This is a genomic window from Variovorax sp. GW821-FHT10C12, from assembly GCF_059415405.1.
Map to the genome: position 1 here is coordinate 19,828 of NZ_JBWKNE010000008.1, position 15,224 is coordinate 35,051.

Here is a 15,224-nt window from a genome sequence, read left to right on the forward strand (position 1 = left end):
CCCATGGAACCGACGAAGAAGAACGACCCCGTCGCGGGACATCCTGCCTCGCCGCACCGCCGCCGCATGCTCGGCGCCGCGGGCGTGGCCTTTGCCGGGCTCGCCGCCAGCGCGCGCGCCGGCGCGGCCATTCCGGGCACGCCCGACACCGGCGCACAGGTCACCGACGCGCCGCAGAGCACCCACACGCAAGACCGCGTGCCCTTCCGCGGCAAGCACCAGGCGGGCGTGGTCACGCCGCGCCCGACGGCCGGCATGGTCGCCTCGTTCTACGTGCTGGCAGAGAACCGCGCCGACCTGGAGCGGCTGATGCGCACGCTCACCGAGCGCATCGCCTTCCTCACGCAGGGCGGCCCGCAGACCGACCCCGACCCCAAGCTGCCGCCCGCGGGCTCCGGCATCCTCGGCCCGGTGGTGCAGCCCGACGGGCTGACCGTGACGGTGTCGGTCGGCGCCTCGCTGTTCGACGAGCGCTTCGGCCTCGACAAGAAGAAGCCGCTGCGCCTGAAGCCGATGCAGCGCCACCCGAACGACGCGCTCGACGCCGCGCTGTGCCACGGCGACCTGTCGATCCAGTTCTGCGCCAACACGCCCGACACCAACATCCACGCGCTGCGCGACATCATCAAGAACACGCCCGACCTGCTGGTGTTGCACTGGAAGCAGGAAGGCTCCGTGCCGCCGATCCCGGCCGTGGCGGGCCAGCCCGCGGAGAGCGCGCGCAACTTCCTCGGTTTTCGCGACGGTTCGGCCAACCCCGACTCGGCCGACGACACGCTCATGAACAAGCATGTCTGGGTGCAGCCGAACGGCGACGAGCCCGCCTGGGCCGTGGGCGGCAGCTACCAGGCGGTGCGCATCATCCGCAACTTCGTCGAGCGCTGGGACCGCACGCCGCTGCAGGAGCAGGAGGCCATCATGGGTCGCCTCAAGCCCAGCGGCGCGCCGCTGGACGGCGGCAAGACCGAGCACGACGTGCCCGACTACACCAAGGACCCCGAAGGCAAGGCGACGCCGATGGACGCGCACATCCGCCTGGCGAACCCGCGCACCAAGGCCTCGGACGCCAACCTGATGCTGCGCCGGCCCTTCAACTACTCGAACGGCGTCACCAAGTCGGGCCAGCTCGAGATGGGCCTGCTGTTCATCTGCTACCAGGCCGACCTCGAGAAGGGCTTTGTCGCCGTGCAGACGCGCCTGGACGGCGAGCCGCTCGAGGAATACATCAAGCCCATCGGCGGCGGCTTCTTCTTCACGCTGCCCGGCGTGCAGGGCGCCGACGACTGGCTCGGGCGCAGCCTGCTGGCCGCCTGAGCCTTGCTTTCCCTTTTCATCACCACCGCATCGCACCCAAGGAGATCCATGACCGTGCAGTTCCGCCGCCGCTTTCTCGCCGCTTTCGTCGCAGGCTTTGCCGGGCTCTACGCCGTTGGCGCGCAGGCCGCCGTGTCGCCGCTCGAGCTGGTCGGTCCGATCTCGGACTACAAGATCTACGTGACGCAGAACGTGCGCAAGCTGGCGGCCGACGTGCGCGTGTTCACCGCCGCTGTGAAGGCCGGCGACATCGAGAAGGCCAAGAAGCTCTACGCGCCCACGCGCACCAGCTACGAACGTGTGGAGCCCGTGGCCGAGCTGTTCACCGACCTCGACCAGTCGATCGACTCGCGCGCGGACGACCACGAGAAGGCCGAGAAAGACCCGGCCTTCATCGGTTTCCACCGCATCGAGTACAGCCTGTGGACGCTCAAGAGCACCAAGGACCTGAACCCCGTGGCCGACAAGCTGCTGGCCGACGTGCTGGAGCTGCAAAAGCGCCTGGGCGCGCTGACCTTCCCGCCCGAGAAAGTCGTGGGCGGCGCCGCCGTGCTGATGGAAGAGGTGGCCGCCACCAAGATCTCCGGCGAGGAAAACCGCTACAGCCACACCGACCTGTGGGACTTCCAGTCGAACTTCGAGGGCGCCTACAAGATCGTCGAACTGCTGCGCCCGCTGGTCGTGAAGCAGGACAAGCCGTTCGCCGAGAAGGCCGACGCCAACTTCAAGGTGGTGTTCGACACGCTGGCCAAGTACCGCACGGCCGACGGCGGCTTCGAAACCTATTCGAAGCTCACCGAGCGCGACCGCAAGATGCTGGCCGGCCGGGTGAATACGCTGGCCGAAGACCTCTCGAAGCTGCGCGGGATGCTCGGATTGAACTGAATCCGGCCCTGGGGGCGCCGTTTCCTGGCCGACACCCGGTACTTTTTGGGGTTGGTCAGGTTTTCGCGAGTGAGAATTGCTAGCATCTGGCTTTTGCTTACTGGCGTGCCCCGGGGTTTCCGGGGGGCGCACCTCCACCGTGCGAAACAACGACCTCGGCGCAGCGCCGACCACCACCGCGCTGAGCCTCGACCAGCTTCCGTCCCATCAGTGGGCCACCGTGCTCGACGTGGCCCGCCCCGACAGCGCGGACGACCGCGAGCTGGTGCTGCGCCTGACCGAAATCGGCTTCGTGCCGGGCGAGGCCGTGCGCATCGTCGCCACCGGCACCCCGGGGCGTGAGCCGCTGGCCGTGCGCCTGGGCCACACCACCTTCGCGCTGCGCCGCCACGAGGCCGCGCTGATCCACGTCACGCCGGGGGCCGCGAACCATGGTTGAAGCCGTCATCCAGGGGCCGGGCCGCCTCGGCGCCACCGCACAGCCCGGGCGCATCGCGCTGCTGGGCAACCCGAACTGCGGCAAGACCGCGCTCTTCAACCTGCTGACCGGCAGCCGCCAGAAGGTCGCCAACTACGCCGGCGTGACCGTCGAGCGCAAGGAAGGCACGCTTCGCACGCCGACCGGCCGCCGCGTCTTCGTGCTCGACCTGCCGGGCGCCTACAGCCTGAACGCGCTGAGTGCCGACGAAGCCGTCACGCGCGACATCGTCACCGGCCAGAGCAACGAGGCACTGCCCGATCTGCTCGTGTGCGTGACCGACGCCACCAACCTGCGCCTGAACCTGCGGCTGGTGCTCGAAGCGCGCCAGCTGGGCCTGCCGATGGTGGTGGCGCTCAACATGACCGACATGGCCAAGAAGCAGGGCATCACGGTCGACACCGCCGTGCTCTCGCGCGAACTCGGCGTGCCGGTGATCGAGACCGTGGGTGTCCACACCGGTGGCGCGAAGAACCTGCTCCAGGCGCTCGACGCACCGGTCGCCGCCGCCGCGCCGCAGCCTTGGAAGGCACCCGGCCTGGACGACGTGCTCGCCACGCAGCGCGAGGTGCGCCGCATCCTCGGCCTGGCGGTGAAGGAGCCCGTGGGCAGCCTGGACACCAGCGACCGCATTGACCGCGTCGTGATGCACCCGGTGTGGGGCATGCTGGTGCTGGCCGTGACCATGTTCCTGATGTTCCAGGCCGTGTTCAGCTGGGCCAACGTGCCGATGGACGCCATCAAGGCCGGCACCGAAGGGCTGGGCAACCTGATCAAGGCGCACATGCCCGAAGGCATGCTGCAGAGCCTGCTGGTCGACGGCGTCATTGCGGGCGTGGGCGGCGTGATCGTGTTCCTGCCGCAGATCCTGATCCTGTTCCTGTTCATCCTCGCGCTCGAAGACTCCGGCTACCTGCCGCGCGCGGCCTTCCTGCTCGACCGCCTGATGGGCACCGTGGGCCTGTCGGGCCGCTCGTTCATTCCGCTGCTGTCGAGCTTTGCCTGCGCCATTCCGGGCGTGATGGCCACGCGCACCATCAGCAACTGGCGCGACCGCATCACGACCATCATGATCGCGCCGCTCATGACCTGCTCGGCGCGGCTGCCGGTGTATGCGCTGCTGATCGCAGCCTTCATTCCGGCGCGCACCGTCGGCGGCGTGTTCAACCTGCAGGGCGTGGTGCTGTTCGCGCTGTATGTGTTCGGCATCGTCTCGGCGATGGCCGTGGCCTGGGTCATGAAGCGCTTCCGCGACAGCACGAGGCATTCGCCGCTCTTGATGGAGCTGCCGGCCTACCGCTGGCCGAATCCGCGCAACCTGCTGCTCGGTTTGTACGAGCGGGCGTGGATCTTCATCCAGCGCGTGGGCACGATCATCCTCACGCTCACGATCCTGCTGTGGTTCCTGTCGACCTTCCCGTCGCCACCCGAGGGCGCGACCGGCCCCGCCATCCAGTACAGCCTGGCCGGCATGATCGGCCGCGGGCTGGAGCACATCTTCGCGCCCATCGGCTTCAACTGGCAGATCTCGATCGCGCTGGTGCCGGGCATGGCCGCACGCGAAGTCGCGGTGGGCGCGCTGGGCACGGTGTACGCGCTCTCGGCCACCGGCGACGACGTGGCCAGCGCGCTGGAGCCGCTCATCGCCGGCAGCTGGTCGCTGGCGACGGCGCTGTCGCTGCTGGTCTGGTACGTGTTCGCGCCGCAGTGCATCTCGACGCTGGCGGCCGTCAAGCGCGAAACCGGCTCCTGGAAATACGTGTGGATCATGGCGGGCTACTTGTTCGCCCTGGCATACGTGGCATGCTTCTTGACCTATCGCATTGCACTCGCTTTCGGCGCGGGGTAAAACCACAGGGAAAGGGTTGAAGAAGACATGACACAGCAACTGATCGTCGGATTGATCGTCGCGGCCGCCGCGCTCTACGCGGTCTGGCGCTGGATGCCTGCCGGCTGGCGCCGTGGTGCCGCGCGCAAGTTCGCGGCCGGCACGCAGCGCGCGGGCCTCATCGATCAGGCCCGCGCCGATCAACTCGCCGCCTCGCTGGCCAAGACCTCGGGCTGCGGCTCGTGCGACAGCTGCGGCAGCTGTGCCCCCAAGAAACCCGCTGGCGCCGACCCGGCCGACAGCCACAGCAGCCCCGCGCTGACCTCCACCACGCCCAGCACCGGACGCTGAGTCCGATGCCCGCGCACATCCTCGTCGCCGGGGGCGGGATCGGGGGGCTGGCCACGGCGCTGGCGCTGTCCCGCGCCCACCACCGCGCCGACGTCTTCGAACAGGCCGCCGAGTTCGGCGAAATCGGCGCCGGCGTGCAGCTCGGCCCCAACGCCACCCGCTGCCTTCACCAACTCGACCTCGGCCGCGGCCTCGCGGCCATCGCGGCGCGCCCCGAGGCGCTGGTGGTCCACAGCGCCGGCAGCGGCGCCGAACTGGCCCGCATGCCGCTGGGCGATGCCATGCAGCAGCGCTACGGCGCGCCGTACTGCTGCGTGCACCGCGCCGACCTGCACACGCTGCTGCTCGATGCCGTGCGCGCGCAGGGCACGGGCTCGCTGGTCACGGCCGCGCGCATCTGCCAGGTCGAGACCAGCGATGACCTCGTCTGCGTCTCGAGCACCGACGCGCGTGCGTGGGAGGGTGAGGCGCTGGTGGGGGCTGACGGCCTGTGGAGCCTGGTGCGCGCGCAGCTTGAATCCGAATCTGCTGAAGTGCCGCCGCGCGTGACCGGGCACACGGCCTGGCGTGCGCTGGTGCGTCAGGCCGATCTGCCTGCGGCGCTGCGTCGTTCGCGCGTCGATGTGTGGCTCGGGCCGCGTTTGCATGCGGTCGCGTACCCGGTGCGCGCGGGGGATGCGCTCAACGTCGTCGTGATTGCCGAATCTGCACCGGCTGGCGATGCGCGCGATTGGGATCAGGCCAGCAGCCTGGCTGCACTGAAACAGGCGATGGGGCGCAGCTGTGCGAGCCTTCAGTCATTGCTCGATGCGATGCCGAGTTGGCGCGCGTGGACGCTGAGCGATCGGGCGCCCGTGGCCGGTCCTGGCGACATGGCGCATGAGCGTGTCGCGCTGGTGGGTGATGCTGCGCATCCGATGGTGCCGTACCTTGCGCAAGGGGCGGGCATGGCGATCGAGGATGCGGTCGCGTTGGCGCAGGCCTTGGGCGATACCTCGGCGTTGGGTGTGCCGGCCGCGTTCGCGCGCTATGCCGAGGCGCGCTGGGAACGCAACGCGCAAGTGCAGGCGCGGGCGCGTCGCAACGGCGAGATCTTTCATGCCACGGGTGCGGTGCGCTTCGGGCGCGACATGGCGATGCGCTTGCTGGGCTCCCGGTTGCTCGATCAGCCCTGGCTGTACGGCGGTTGATCCAGGGCGCGTGCCCAGGCCACCGGGTACTTCCCTCCGCGAATGTCCCCCGGCCTGCGGCCTCCTCCTTAATTTCGCTGCGGGAAGCACCCAGTGTCCTGGGCACGAGGGGCGCGGTCGCTGTGCTGGCCGATCAACAGCTGCACTGCCCAACGCTCAGGCCGATGGGGTGCCTTGCGCAGCGAAATTAAGGAGGAGGGGCGAAGCCCCGGGGGACATTCGCGGAGCAAGGCTCCCCGTCGGCATGAGCGTCGCCCTGAAAAAATCAGAGCCGGAACGTCTGCAGATGCTCGATGCGCTCTGCCAGCCCTTCCTGCCCCAGGTAATGCCCCTGCGTCCCATCGCGCATCTGCGCCAGCGTGGTTTCCAACTCGACCAGCATCGCGTCGCGATCGGCCACGAAGGCCGGCGGCACGTCGATGCCGATCTGCGTGCAGGCGTCGGCGATCAGATGCGCGCTGGCGGGCGCACCGCAGGCCGCGCACTTCACGATGGCCGCCACGGTCGGCTCGGCGCCGTTGTCCAGCAGGGCGCGCGTGAGTTCGGGTGAGATCTGGCCGTCGATGTTGCGCAGCACGTCGGGCGCGACCGGTGCGCCCGCGCGCACCAGCGCGGCCGCGGCGGCGAAGGCGCTGTGTCCCACCGCGACGTCGGTGGCGAGTGCGCTGCCTTGCTGCGGACCTTCGAAGTTCAGGCCCGCGGCGGCGAGTTCGGCGACCAGCGCGGCGTCGTCGGTGGCGATCGCGTGGCGCAGCGCTGCGCGTGCGAGCGCCGGGTGATGGCGCAGCGTGCCGTCGGCGAGCGGGGTACGCCAGTCGACGATGGCGCGGCAATAGAAGGTGACCAGCTTGTCCATCAGGTCGAGGTCCAGCCCGTAGCCTTCATGGCGATCGTCGAGGTAGGCGAGCAGTGCCTGCCCCGAGAAGTAGTCGCCCGTCGGCGCCAGCGGGTCTTCGTCGAGGTGCAGCGCCGCGAAGGCGCCATACAGGTCAGCGGCGACGGGGCTCAGGCCGTCTTCGTGCAGCGCGTGGGTCCAGGCCGGTGGCAGGCCCTGTTTCCACGCGATGACCTGGCCGTGCGTGGCGCCGGGCTCGACCACCGCGTAGACGCGGTCGCAGTATTCGAAGCCGCCGAAGGGCAGGTGCGTGAGCTTGCCGCTCCAGGGCGTGCCGCCGTCTTCGGCCGCTTCCTCGGCGAGCTCCTGCTCGTGCTCGATCCAGCCTTGCAGGTCGCGGTAGCCATCGCTGCCATCCCAGAACAGCTCCGACCAGCTGACGCTCTCGACGTTGCCGTTCATCGGCAACGCCAGGTCGTAGTCGAGGCGCCCGCCCGCCGTATGCTGCCACAGCGCGACCAGCGCCTCGGGCAGCGGGCCGGCGCACAGCGCCTGCACCGCATCGATCTGCTGCTGCGGCATCGGCGGCTGTGCGTCGAAGATCACGCGATCGGCGAACAGCACGACGCCATGTTCGCGCAGGGTGGAGAGCTCTTCAACAGAGAACGAGGTGTTGTTGTTCATGGCAGCAGCCTCCGTGTTCTCCAAAATGTAGCGCTTTGCGCCGAGGGAGCAACCCTCGTTCGCCCGGGGCTGCTGCAAGCCCCTGCATGACGCACTACAGATCGGTGCGCAGCTTCCAGATCTCGGGGAACAGCACCACGTCGAGCATCTTGCGCAGGTAGCTCACGCCGCCCGTGCCGCCGGTGCCGCGCTTGAATCCGATCACGCGCTCCACGGTGGTCACGTGGCGGAAGCGCCAGAGGCGGAAGGCGTCTTCGAGGTCGGTGAGTTTTTCGCCGAGCTGGTACAGGTCCCAGTGGTCGTGCGGGTTGCGATACACCGTGAGCCAGGCGGCCTCGACGCCGTCGCTCGATTCGTAGGGCTGGGTCCAGTCGCGCTCCAGGCGGTCGGCGGGCACGGGCAGGCCGTGGCGTGCGAGCAGGCGCAGCGACTCGTCGTACAGCGAGGGCGTGCGGTAGGCGGCGTCCACCTGCGCGAGCAGGTCGGCGCGGTGCGCGTGGGGCTTGAGCATGGCGGCGTTCTTGTTGCCGAGCAGGAACTCGATGCAGCGGTACTGCGCGCTCTGGAAGCCGCTGGAGTTGGCGAGGTAGGGGCGCATCGCCGTGTACTCGGGCGGCGTCATGGTCGAGAGCACGGTCCATGCGCTCACCAGCTGTTCCATGATGCGGCTCACGCGCGCGAGCATCTTGAAGGCGTCGGGCAGGCGCTCTTGCGCGATGCACTGCACGGCGGCGTGCAGCTCGTGCAGCATGAGCTTCATCCAGAGCTCGCTGGTCTGGTGCTGCACGATGAACAGCATCTCGTCGTGCGCGGGCGACAGCGGGTGCTGCGCGTTGAGGATCTCGTCGAGGTGCAGGTAGTCGCCGTAGCTCATGGACTTGCTGAAGTCCAGCTGCGCCTTCTCTTCGTGGACGATGGACTCGGGGGTCTTGTTGTTGTCGTTGTCGGTGCTCATGTCACTGCGTTCTTGCGGTTGAATTCGGCGCGTCGCCACTCGCCGGTCTCGAGCACCTGCACGAGGTGTTCGACCGAGTGCCACACGTCCTCGAAGCCGAGGTACAGCGGCGTGAAGCCGAAGCGAAGGATGTCGGGCATCTGCGAATCGCCGGCGCGGTAGTCGCCGATCACGCCGCGTGCGATCAGCGCCTGCACGATGGCGTAGGCGCCTTCTTCGCGGCTGAGGCACACCTGCGAGCCGCGCAGTGCGTGGTCGCGAGGCGTGACGAGCGACAGGCCCTGGCCGGCGCAGCGTTCTTCGACGAGGCGGATGAACAGGTCGGTGAGCGCGAGCGACTTGGTGCGCAGCGCGGCCATTGCACCGCCGGTGCCGTTGAAGGCTTCGGCTGCCAGCACGGTGTCGAGCCCGCATTCGAGGCCGGCCAGCGCGATGACCGGTTGCGTGCCGCACAGGTAGCGGCCGACGCCCGGCGCGGGGCGGTAGTGCGGCGTGAACTCGAAGGGCGCCGCATGGCCCCACCAGCCGGACAGCGGCTGCTCGAACTGGCCTGCGTGCTTGGTGTTCACCCAGGCGAAGGCCGGCGCGCCGGGGCCGCCGTTGAGGTACTTGTAGCCGCAGCCGATGGCGTAGTCGGCGTTGCTGTCGTTCAGTGCCACGGGCACGGCGCCCGCGCTGTGCGCCAGGTCCCACACGGTGAGCGCGCCCGCGGCGTGCGCGGCGGCGGTGACGGCCTTCATGTCGTGCATGGCGCCGGTGCGGTAGTTGACGTGCGTGAGCATGAGCACGGCGACTTCGTCGGTCAATGCGGTGGCCAGTTCGCTCGCATCGATGAGCTTCAGCGTGAAGCCGCGCTCACGGCACAGCGATTCGGCGATGTACAGGTCGGTGGGGAAGTTGCTGCGCTCGCTCACCACCAGCTTGCGGCCGCTGGCCTTCTGCTGCGAGAGCGCCGCGAACAGCACCTTGTAGAGATTGACGGAGGTGCTGTCGGTGCACACCACTTCGCCGGGCGCGGCGCCGATCAGGCGGGCCACCTTGCCGCCCAGGCGCTGCGGCAGGTCGAACCAGCTCGCGGTGTTCCACGAGCGGATCAGGCCTTCGCCCCATTCCCTGGCCACCACGTCGGCGATGCGCGCGGGCGCGGCCTTGGGCAGCACGCCGAGCGAGTTGCCGTCGAGGTAGAGCACGCCTTCGGGCAGAGTGAATTGGTCGCGCAGGGCGCGCAGCGGGTCTTGCGCGTCGAGGGCGCGGCAGTCGGCGAGGGTCGTCGTCATGGAAAGGGTGGTTTCAGCGGGGAAGTTCGCGCAGCACGGCGCGCACGGGGGAGGCATCGGCGCTCGTCAGCTTCAGTGGCAGCGCGATGAGTTCGTAGTCGCCCTCGGGCACGTCGTCGAGCACGAGGTTCTCGAGCACGCGCAGGTCGAGGTGGCGGATGCGCTGGTGGCTGTCGAGCGTCTTGCTGTCGGCCGGGTCGATGCTGGCGGTGTCGATGCCGATGAGCTTCACGCCCATGGCCGCCAGGCGTTCGACGGTGGCGGGCGCGTAGGCCGCGAGCTGCGGGTCCCACCGGTCGACGGGCATGGCCGGGTAGGTGCGCACCAGCACGCGCGGGGGCAGCGTGTCGTTCACGGCATGGGCGATGTGCTCCCAGGTGACCAGCGGGCCGCGGCCGATCGCGTGGATCACGCGGCAGGGGCCGAGGAAGGGCGTGAGGTCGACCTGGCCGATGGTCTGGCCCTCGGGGGCGTAGTGCAGCGGCGCGTCGGCATGGGTGCCCACGTGCGGCGACAGCGTGATCGCGCTCACATTGACCGGGCAGCCGGGGCCGATGGTGGCGCACCACTGCTGCGAATACGGCGTGTCGCCCGGGAACACCGGGCTGCCGGCGTGCACGGGGGCGGAGATGTCCCAGAGTCGGAGCGGGGCGGTCATTGCGGGCGGCAGGGCGAAGGAAGAAAAGGGCAGTGTGGGCCGGTTGGTGTCGGTCCACAAGGGGCCGGCGGGTGCCGAATGCTATGCGCAGTGGCCGTCTGGAGTCGAGAAGTTATCCATCAATCATCGAAAGATTGAATAATCTATTCAATCGAAAGGAAATGGAGAACAGATCATGCAAGCCGACCTCGACCGAACCGACCTCCAGCTGCTGCGCGCGCTGCAGGACAACGCCCGCCTGACCTCGGGCGAGCTGGCGCAGATGGCGCACCTGTCGCAGTCGCCGTGCTGGCGGCGGGTGAAGAAGCTGGAGGACGATGGCGTGATCGGCGGCTACCACGCGGGCCTGAACCGGCGCGCGCTGGGCTTCGGCGTGCTGGCCTTCGTGATGGTCGGCATCGACCACCAGACCGAAATCTCGTCGCGCGCCTTCGAGGACGCGGTGTGCGCCATTCCCGAGGTGGTGATGTTCCACGGCATCTCGGGGCCGGCGGATTTCATCCTCGTGGTGGTCGCGAAGGACCTCGATGCGTACTCCGACCTGCTGCAGCGCAAGCTGCACCGCCTGCCGGGCGTGCGCCATGTGCAGACGCATTTCTCGCTGCAGGAGTTCAAGGGGCAGCTCGGCGGATTGCCAGTGCCCGTGGCCTGAGCGGTCAGTGCAGCTCGTCGGACAGCATCGGCAGCCCATGCCGCAGGCGCGCGCGCTGGCAGGCGTCGCTGCCGGCCTGCAGCTCGTGGCAGGGGTTGGGTCGCCATTCGTAGATGCCGCAGGCCACCGCCTGGCCGATCTTGCCGGTAAGCGCGGCGCAGCGCGGCGGCGTGTGGTCGGTGCCGCGCATGCGGCACAGGGCGTCGTTCACGTCGACCGCCAGGCCCGAGGGCACGCGGCCCCCGTGGTCGTCGAGCTCGTGCACGCTGAAGTCGACGCGGTAGCTGGCGCAGCAGGCGCCGCAGGTCTGGCAGGGATTCATGGGGCGAGCAGCGCGGCATCACGCACGCGCTGCAGCATGCGGCGACGGATCAGCCCGCTCGCGGGGCGGATCAGCAGCCAGTAGGCGGTGAAGCGGCGCTGCGCGGCGGCGTCGCCGCACCAGACCCGGGTGCGGGTGGTGAGGCGCGTGCCCGTGCCTTCGGGCTCGGCCGTGAAGTGGAGCACCAGCTTGGCCAGGCCCGTGGCATCGAGCGCGGCGAAGGCCGGGCCGTCGGCCAGCGGGACCAGGCCGTAGTCGAAGCGCCAGAAGCGGCCGGCCAGGCCGAAGGCCAGTTCGCGTTCGCCGTCGCGCCCCAGCGGCGTGAAGTCGGAAAAACCGAAGGCCTCGCGCTGGCGCAGCGTGGGCGCGGCCAGCCCGAGCCGGCTGGCCAGCCGGTTCGGCAGTTCGCGCAGCGCGATCAGGCTGCGCGCCACGGGGTCGTCGGTGATCTCGGGGCGGGCCGCCACGTCGAGCACGCGCGCGGGCGACGCGGGCACGTGGAGGCTGTGCGTCTCCGCGAACTGGTAGCGCGGCAGGTAGCGGTTCATCAGCTCCATGCGGCGCCCGGGTGGTTCATTGGATCGATGTCAGAGCCTGCCGAGCAGCAGGAACTCCATCAGCGCCTTCTGTGCGTGCAGGCGGTTCTCGGCCTCGTCCCACACCACCGACTGCGGGCCGTCGATGACCTCGGCCTGCACTTCCTCGCCGCGGTGCGCGGGCAGGCAGTGCATGAAGAGGGCGTCGGTCTGGGCGATGCGCATCATGTCCTCGTCGACGCACCAGTCGGCGAAGGCCTTGCGGCGTGCCTCGTTCTCGGCCTCGTAGCCCATGCTGGTCCAGACGTCGGTGGTGACCAGGTCGGCGCCGCGGCAGGCTTCCATCGGGTCCTTGAAGACCTTGTAGCTGTCGCCCGAGCGAATGCCGGCGATCGACTGGTCCACCTCGTAGCCGCTGGGCGTGCTCACGTGCACCGTGAAGCCCAGGATCTCGGCGGCCTGCAGCCAGGTGTTGGCCATGTTGTTGCCGTCGCCGACCCACGCCACCGTCTTGCCCTGGATCGAGCCGCGGTGCTCGATGTAGGTGAAGATGTCCGCCAGGATCTGGCAGGGGTGGAACTCGTTGGTCAGGCCGTTGATGACGGGCACGCGCGAGTGCGCGGCGAAGGCGTCGATCTTGGTCTGCTCGTAGGTGCGGATCATCACCAGGTCGACCATGCGGCTGATGACCTTGGCGCTGTCCTCGATGGGCTCGGCGCGGCCCAGCTGGCTGTCGCCCGTGGTCAGGTGCACCACGCTGCCGCCGAGCTGGTACATGCCGGCCTCGAAGCTCACGCGGGTGCGCGTGCTGGCCTTCTCGAAGATCATGGCCAGCGTGCGGTCGACCAGCGGCTGGTGCTTTTCATACGTCTTGAACTTCTTCTTGATGATCGCCATGCGATCGAAGAGGTAGACGTACTCGTCGGCCGTGAGGTCCGAGAACTGCAGGTAGTGGCGCAGGGCGTTCGGTGCGGCGGCGGTCGTCATTGCGCAACGGGCTCCGAGAGGAAGGTTTTGACGATCGGCGCGAGGATCGCAACGATCTCGTCGGCTTCGGCAATGCTCAGGATGAGCGGCGGCACGAGGCGGATCACCTTGTCGGCCGTCACGCTCAGCAGCAGGCCGGCGTCGCAGGCGCGGTTCAGGATCACGCCGCAGGGGCGGTCGAGCTCGATGCCCAGCATCAGGCCCTGGCCGCGGATTTCCTTCACGCCGGGCAGGCTGCCGATCTCGCGCTCCAGCGCGGCCTTCAGGTGCGCGCCCACGGTGGCTGCGTTGTCGAGCAGCTTGTGCTCTTCCATGATGCGGATGGTCTCGACACCGGCACGCATGGCGAGCGGGTTGCCGCCGAAGGTGGTGCCGTGGTTGCCCGGGCCGAAGATGTTGGCGGCCTTGGGGCCGGCCACCACGGCGCCGATCGGCACGCCCGAGCCCAGTCCCTTGGCCAGCGGCATCACGTCGGGCAAGATGTCCGCCCACTGATGGGCGAACCATTTGCCGGTGCGGCCCATGCCGCACTGCACTTCGTCGATCATCATGAGCCAGTCGCGCTCGTCGCACAGCTGGCGCACCTGCTTGAGGTAGTCGACGCGCATCGGGTTGATGCCGCCTTCGCCCTGGATGGTTTCGAAGAACACGGCGACCACGTTCGGGTTGCCTTCGGTGGCCTTCTTCAGCGCCTCGATGTCGTTCAGCGGCACGCGGATGAAGCCTTCGACCAGCGGGCCGAAGCCGGCCTGCACCTTGGGGTTGCCGGTGGCCGACAGCGTGGCGATGCTACGGCCGTGGAAGGCGGCTTCGTAGACGACGATTTCGGGGCGCTCGATGCCCTTGTCGTGGCCGAACTTGCGGGCCAGCTTCAGGGCCGCTTCGTTGGCTTCCAGGCCGGTGCAGCAGAAGAAGGCGTTGGTCAGGCCCGACAGCTCGGTGAGCTTGGTGGCGAGCTGTTCCTGGCCGGTCACGTGGTAATAGTTGGAGCTGTGGATCAGCTTGGTCAGCTGGTCCTGCAGCGCGGGCACCAGCTCGGGATGGTTGTGGCCCAGCGTGTTGACGGCGATGCCGCCCAAGCCGTCGAGGTAGGCCTTGCCCGTGGTGTCCCAGACTCGGCAGCCCTGGCCGTGCGACAGCGCGATCGGCAGGCGACCGTAGGTGTTCATGACGTGGGGCGAGGTGGGTTGCTGGGCGGTGGCGCTCATTCGGTACTCCAGATAGGGAACACGAATTCTAGGCGTGCGATTTGACGGCTTCGTTGAGGATTCCGCATCACAGCAATGCCCTCTATTCAGGATGCAAAAAGGGCCCCGGATACAATCGCTTGCTGCACCGCAGCACCTGTTCCGGTCGCCTCACTTCACGATGATTTCCCCCAACGCCAAAGAAATCTTCATCCAGGGCATCACCCACGATGGCCGCACTTTTCGCCCCAGCGACTGGGCCGAACGCCTCGCCGGCGTCATGTGCTCCTTCCGCCCCGGCGGCGCCTACCCGGGCAGCCACCTGAGCTACTCGCCCTGGTGCATTCCCACGACCATCAACGGCGTGAAATGCGTGGTGGTGAACCGTGCCCTGCGCGACGCCGAGCCCATGGCCTGGGACTTCTGCGTGAACTTCGCGAAAGACAACAACCTCCAGGTGGCCGAGGCCTGCCTGGTGCCCGACCCGGCGGACACGCCGCCCCCTCCCAAAAAGGCCTGACTTCCAGGCCTTTTTCTTTTCTGCACGGGCCGTTCTGGCCTGGGCACTTTTCGAGCGCCCATGAAAAAACCGCCCGAAGGCGGTTTTTCACTTTTGCTTGCTGCAGCGCACCCCGATCAAACGGCGGACCGGAGGATTCCGATCCGGGCTTGCCTGACAGGTGTCAGGCGGCGGCCTTTTCAGGCGCCAGGGCGAGGGCCTTGACCTTGGCCGACAGGCGGCTCTTGTCGCGGGCGGCCTTGTTCTTGTGGAAGATGCCCTTGTCGGCGACGGTGTCGACGATGCTCTGGGCCTTCGCGAACAGTTCGCTTGCCTTGGTCTTGTCGCCAGCCAGAACAGCCTTTTCGACGTTCTTGACAGCGGTACGGTATTTGGAGCGCAGCGAGGTGTTCGCAGCGTTGAGCTTGACGTCCTGGCGGACGCGCTTGCGGCCCGACGCGAGGCGCGGGTTCTTCTTCTTGGGCTTGGCGGATGCCATATTTAGTGTTCCTTAGGTGTCTGAGGATGATGCAGCAAAGCCCTCCATTATAGGCCGGGTTCCGGTTTTTGCCGAATTGCCTGCTTT

General features: G+C 68.4%; 17 protein-coding genes. 8 read left to right on the forward strand and 9 right to left on the reverse strand.

Annotated elements, in window-relative coordinates:
• The first annotated feature begins 3 nt into the window (after positions 1 to 3).
• From efeB to AC07OH_RS26285, 6 genes are all read left to right on the forward strand, one after another.
• A complete protein-coding gene (gene efeB, locus AC07OH_RS26260; RefSeq protein ID WP_495302668.1) occupies positions 4 to 1,314 on the forward strand; it encodes an iron uptake transporter deferrochelatase/peroxidase subunit in 1,311 nt (436 codons plus the stop codon).
• A 48-nt stretch (positions 1,315 to 1,362) separates the two neighbouring features.
• Complete coding sequence (gene efeO / locus AC07OH_RS26265) at positions 1,363 to 2,199, forward strand: iron uptake system protein EfeO (protein WP_082818180.1); 837 nt, start codon at positions 1,363 to 1,365, stop codon at positions 2,197 to 2,199.
• Positions 2,200 to 2,338: 139 nt separating this feature from the next.
• Positions 2,339 to 2,638: a FeoA family protein gene (locus AC07OH_RS26270; RefSeq protein WP_070062301.1), complete on the forward strand. Its 300-nt coding sequence runs from the start codon at positions 2,339 to 2,341 to the stop codon at positions 2,636 to 2,638.
• Positions 2,631 to 4,526, forward strand: a complete 1,896-nt coding sequence (gene feoB / locus AC07OH_RS26275) for a ferrous iron transporter B (RefSeq protein ID WP_495302669.1) — start codon at positions 2,631 to 2,633, stop codon at positions 4,524 to 4,526. Before AC07OH_RS26270 ends, feoB begins: the two co-directional genes overlap by 8 nt.
• Positions 4,527 to 4,553: 27 nt before the next feature.
• Complete coding sequence (locus AC07OH_RS26280) at positions 4,554 to 4,856, forward strand: DUF6587 family protein (RefSeq protein WP_062477175.1); 303 nt, start codon at positions 4,554 to 4,556, stop codon at positions 4,854 to 4,856.
• A 5-nt stretch (positions 4,857 to 4,861) separates the two neighbouring features.
• The gene (locus tag AC07OH_RS26285) at positions 4,862 to 6,046 is read left to right on the forward strand and encodes an FAD-dependent monooxygenase (RefSeq protein ID WP_495302670.1); all 1,185 of its coding nucleotides are present in this window, start codon (positions 4,862 to 4,864) and stop codon (positions 6,044 to 6,046) included.
• 265 nt (positions 6,047 to 6,311) lie between these two features.
• Here AC07OH_RS26285 and AC07OH_RS26290 read toward each other — a convergent pair whose 3' ends face one another.
• The 4 genes from AC07OH_RS26290 to kynB form a co-directional block, all read right to left on the reverse strand.
• A complete protein-coding gene (locus tag AC07OH_RS26290; protein ID WP_495302671.1) occupies positions 6,312 to 7,565 on the reverse strand; it encodes an SMI1/KNR4 family protein in 1,254 nt (417 codons plus the stop codon).
• A gap of 94 nt (positions 7,566 to 7,659) precedes the next feature.
• Positions 7,660 to 8,520, reverse strand: a complete 861-nt coding sequence (kynA, locus tag AC07OH_RS26295) for a tryptophan 2,3-dioxygenase (RefSeq protein ID WP_495302672.1) — start codon at positions 8,518 to 8,520, stop codon at positions 7,660 to 7,662.
• Positions 8,517 to 9,797 carry a kynureninase gene (gene kynU / locus AC07OH_RS26300; protein ID WP_495302673.1) on the reverse strand — a complete coding sequence of 427 codons (1,281 nt, stop codon included), beginning with the start codon at positions 9,795 to 9,797 and terminating at the stop codon, positions 8,517 to 8,519. Before kynU ends, kynA begins: the two co-directional genes overlap by 4 nt.
• A gap of 13 nt (positions 9,798 to 9,810) precedes the next feature.
• Positions 9,811 to 10,455 carry an arylformamidase gene (gene kynB, locus AC07OH_RS26305; RefSeq protein WP_159273237.1) on the reverse strand — a complete coding sequence of 215 codons (645 nt, stop codon included), beginning with the start codon at positions 10,453 to 10,455 and terminating at the stop codon, positions 9,811 to 9,813.
• 175 nt (positions 10,456 to 10,630) lie between these two features.
• Between kynB and AC07OH_RS26310 the strand changes: the two genes are divergently transcribed.
• Entirely contained in the window at positions 10,631 to 11,107 is a 477-nt protein-coding gene (locus tag AC07OH_RS26310) for an Lrp/AsnC family transcriptional regulator (protein ID WP_062477192.1), read from the forward strand.
• A 4-nt stretch (positions 11,108 to 11,111) separates the two neighbouring features.
• On the opposite strand, the gene AC07OH_RS26315 is transcribed toward AC07OH_RS26310, so the two are convergent.
• Genes AC07OH_RS26315 through AC07OH_RS26330 form a run of 4 tightly spaced genes read right to left on the reverse strand, consistent with a single transcriptional unit; the run spans position 11,112 to position 14,160 of the window.
• Complete coding sequence (locus AC07OH_RS26315; protein WP_369646123.1) at positions 11,112 to 11,429, reverse strand: YkgJ family cysteine cluster protein; 318 nt, start codon at positions 11,427 to 11,429, stop codon at positions 11,112 to 11,114.
• On the reverse strand, positions 11,426 to 11,986 hold the full coding sequence (locus tag AC07OH_RS26320) for a hypothetical protein (RefSeq protein ID WP_307586751.1): 561 nt from the start codon (positions 11,984 to 11,986) through the stop codon (positions 11,426 to 11,428). The genes AC07OH_RS26315 and AC07OH_RS26320 overlap by 4 nt, the downstream gene beginning before the upstream one ends.
• 30 nt (positions 11,987 to 12,016) lie before the next feature.
• On the reverse strand, positions 12,017 to 12,952 hold the full coding sequence (gene argF, locus AC07OH_RS26325) for an ornithine carbamoyltransferase (protein ID WP_095746427.1): 936 nt from the start codon (positions 12,950 to 12,952) through the stop codon (positions 12,017 to 12,019).
• Positions 12,949 to 14,160 carry an aspartate aminotransferase family protein gene (locus AC07OH_RS26330; RefSeq protein ID WP_495302674.1) on the reverse strand — a complete coding sequence of 404 codons (1,212 nt, stop codon included), beginning with the start codon at positions 14,158 to 14,160 and terminating at the stop codon, positions 12,949 to 12,951. The genes argF and AC07OH_RS26330 overlap by 4 nt, the downstream gene beginning before the upstream one ends.
• Before the next feature lie 160 nt (positions 14,161 to 14,320).
• On the opposite strand from AC07OH_RS26330, the gene AC07OH_RS26335 reads away from it, so the two are divergent.
• Positions 14,321 to 14,659: a DUF3579 domain-containing protein gene (locus AC07OH_RS26335; RefSeq protein ID WP_119558463.1), complete on the forward strand. Its 339-nt coding sequence runs from the start codon at positions 14,321 to 14,323 to the stop codon at positions 14,657 to 14,659.
• A gap of 163 nt (positions 14,660 to 14,822) precedes the next feature.
• On the opposite strand, the gene rpsT is transcribed toward AC07OH_RS26335, so the two are convergent.
• Positions 14,823 to 15,137 (reverse strand): 30S ribosomal protein S20, encoded by a 315-nt coding sequence (gene rpsT, locus AC07OH_RS26340; RefSeq protein ID WP_056571937.1) that lies wholly within the window; start codon positions 15,135 to 15,137, stop codon positions 14,823 to 14,825.
• Positions 15,138 to 15,224: the final 87 nt, after the last annotated feature.